The organism is Burkholderia sp. HAN2018 (assembly GCF_024704855.1).
GTDB classification, from domain to species: Bacteria; Pseudomonadota; Gammaproteobacteria; order Burkholderiales; family Burkholderiaceae; genus Burkholderia; species Burkholderia cepacia.
In genome coordinates this window covers 1-2,782 of the sequence record NZ_QOBB01000428.1, presented here as the reverse complement: position 1 = coordinate 2,782, position 2,782 = coordinate 1, and the positions used below count along the sequence as shown (strand labels likewise).

At 68.3% G+C, this 2,782-nt stretch carries 2 protein-coding genes and 1 pseudogene; all 3 read right to left on the bottom strand.

What is annotated here, in order from left to right:
- Window positions 1-107 (bottom strand): annotated as a pseudogene (locus tag DPV74_RS40530) (flagellar assembly protein FliH); the annotation flags it as partial.
- Window positions 100-1,095: a flagellar motor switch protein FliG gene (gene fliG, locus DPV74_RS40525; RefSeq protein WP_027788887.1), complete on the bottom strand. Its 996-nt coding sequence runs from the start codon at window positions 1,093-1,095 to the stop codon at window positions 100-102. The pseudogene DPV74_RS40530 and the gene fliG, both read right to left, overlap by 8 nt.
- The coding region (gene fliF / locus DPV74_RS40520; protein ID WP_119339226.1) for a flagellar basal-body MS-ring/collar protein FliF at window positions 1,085-2,782 on the bottom strand (1,698 nt) is incomplete at its 5' end. The genes fliG and fliF, both read right to left, overlap by 11 nt.

Genomic DNA, 2,782 nt, shown 5'->3' with positions numbered 1-2,782 from the left:
GCCGCGTCGTCGGGCGGCGGCGGGGGCGGCGGCGGGTCGAACGACGCCATCTCCCACCGCTGGTAGGCGGTGAGGGTGCCCGCGCGATCGCTCGCCGAATCAGACATACGCGTCTTCCGCCTTGCCGCCGATCGCGATCGCGCCGCTCTCGGCCAGGTTGCGCACGATCTGCAGGATGCGGCGCTGCTGCGTCTCGACTTCGGACACGCGTACCGGGCCGCGCGCGTCGAGATCCTCGGCGAGCAGTTCGGCCGCGCGCTGCGACATGTTCGCGAGGAACTTCTGGCGCAGCGCGGGCGGCGCGCCCTTCAGCGCGATGATCAGCGTTTCCGACTCGACTTCCTTGAGCACCATCTGGATCGCGCGGTCCTCGAGGTCGAGCAGGTTCTCGAACACGAACATCTGGTCGACGATCTTCTGCGCGAGATCCGCGTCGTACTGGCGCACGCTTTCGAGCACGCCTTCCTCATGCACGCTCGTCATGAAGTTCAGGATCTCGGCCGCGGTCCGGATGCCGCCCATCGGGCTGCGCTTCAGGTTGTCGCTGCCGGACAGCAGGCCCGTCAGCACGTCGTCGAGTTCGCGCAGCGCGGCCGGCTGGATGCCGTCGAGCGTCGCGATCCGCAGCATCACGTCGTTACGCAGGCGTTCGGTGAAGCACGACGCGATCTCGGATGCCTGGTCGCGGTCGAGGTGCACGAGGATCGTCGCGATGATCTGCGGATGCTCGTTCTTGATCAGTTCGGCCACCGCGCCCGAGTCCATCCACTTCAGGCCCTCGATGCCGCTCGTGTCGCTGCCCTGCAGGATGCGGTCGATCAGCACGCCGGCCTTGTCCTCGCCGAGCGCCTTGGTCAGCACCGAGCGGATGTAGTCGCTCGAATCGAGCGACAGCGCGGTGTGCTGCTCCGCTTCCTTCGCGAATTCCTGCAGCACGTCCTCGACCTGCTCGCGCGTGACGTTCTTCAGCGCGGCCATCGCGGCGCCGATCTTCTGGACCTCGCGCGGCGCGAGGAACTTGAATACCTGCGCGGCCTCTTCCTCGCCGATCGACATCAGCAGCAGCGCGCTCTTGGTCAAGCCTTCAGCGTTCATCGGACACCCAGTTCTTCACGACGGTGGCGACGATCTTCGGATCCTGGCGGGCGATCGAGCGCGCGTAGTCGAGGTTGCGTTCGTAACGGTTCTTTTCGCTTTCGAAACCGAGCAGCAGCGCGTCGGGTTCTTCGGCCTTCTCCGGCGCCGGCAGGCCGTCGAGCGCGACCGGATCTTCCGGCGCGGCGAGCGCCGGCGCGACCGGCTCGGGCGGCGGGAACGCGCGGCGCATCGCCGGGCGCACGAACATGAAGTAGAGCGCCGCCGCGGCCGCCGCGATGCCGAGCCACTTCGCGGCTTCCTTCGCCATCGCGATCATGTCGGGCTGGCGCCACCACGGCAGGTCGGCGTACGGGTCGCTCGCGGTCGAGAACGCGCTGTTCACGACGTTCACCGAGTCGCCGCGCTTCGCGTCGTAGCCCATCGCGTCCTTCACGAGCTGCTCGACCTGCGCGAGCTTCGCGGGCGGCAGCGGCTGCATCGTCACGTGGCCCTTCGCGTCGGCAACCGGCTGATAGTTGACGACGACCGCGACCGACAGCCGCTTCACGCTGCCCATCGGCTGCTCGAGGTGACGGATCGTCTTGTCGAGCTCGTAGTTGGTCGTCTGGTCCTTGCGGTCGCTCACGGGCGTCGTCTGCGGCGCGTTCTGGCCGTTGCCGGCGACGATCGGCGCGGACGCCGGCTGCGGCGGCGTGTTCGACAACGCGCCCGGCACGCCCGACGCGCCGCCCTGCGCGAGCTCGGTCGCGCTGCTGGTCTGCTGGCTACGGATCGCGGATTGCTGCGGATTGCCGTTCGGGCCGTAGCTTTCCGACGTCTGCTCGACCTTCGAGAAATCGAGGTCCGCGCTGACCTGCGAGCGCGCGTTGCCCGTGCCGAAGATCGGCGCGAGGATCGCGTCGATGCGCTTCTGCGTGTTGTGCTCGACCTGCTGCACGTACTTGAGCTGGCTCGCGTCGAGGCCGGATGCCGAGGCGGTCTGGGTCAGCAGGTTGCCGTCCTGGTCGACGATCGTCACGTTCTTCGCGGGCATGTCGGGCACGCCGGACGACACCATCCGCGTGATCGCCTGCACCTGGCCCTCGTCGAGCACGCGGCCCGGATAGAGGTCGACGAACACCGATGCGCTCGGCGCTTCCTTGTCGCGCACGAACACCGACGGCTTCGGGATCGCGAGATGCACGCGCGCGCCGCGCACGGCGTTGATCGATTCGATGGTGCGCTGCAGCTCGCCTTCGAGCGCGCGCTGGTAGTTGATCTGCTCGGCGAACTGGCTGATGCCGAACTTCTGGTTGTCCATCAGCTCGAAGCCGACCGAGCCGCCCTTCGGCAGCCCCATCGCGGCGAGCTTCAGGCGCGTTTCATGTACCTGGTTCGACGGCACGAGGATCGCGCCGCCGGCATCGGCGAACTTGTAGGGAACGTTTGCCTGCTGGAGCGCGGCGATGATCGCGCCGCCGTCGCGATCCGACAGGTTGCTGTACAGCACGCGATAGTCGGGCGCGCGGCTCCACAGCACGAGCGCGGTGATCACGGCGACCGCGAACGCGACGGCGATCAGGAACGGCAGCTTCGGGTTGCCCTTCATCCGCGAGATGCCGGGAATGCGTTCCGCGAAGCCGCCAAGCCCGAAGTCCGCGCCTGCGCCACCCGCGCCCGGCAACGCGGCGGCCGCGGCGGCGCC

Excerpts from the sequence above, each read along its gene's own strand:
- fliG (WP_027788887.1), bottom strand. The coding sequence starts at position 1,095 with ATGAACGCTGAAGGCTTGACCAAGAGCGCGCTGCTGCTGATGTCGATC.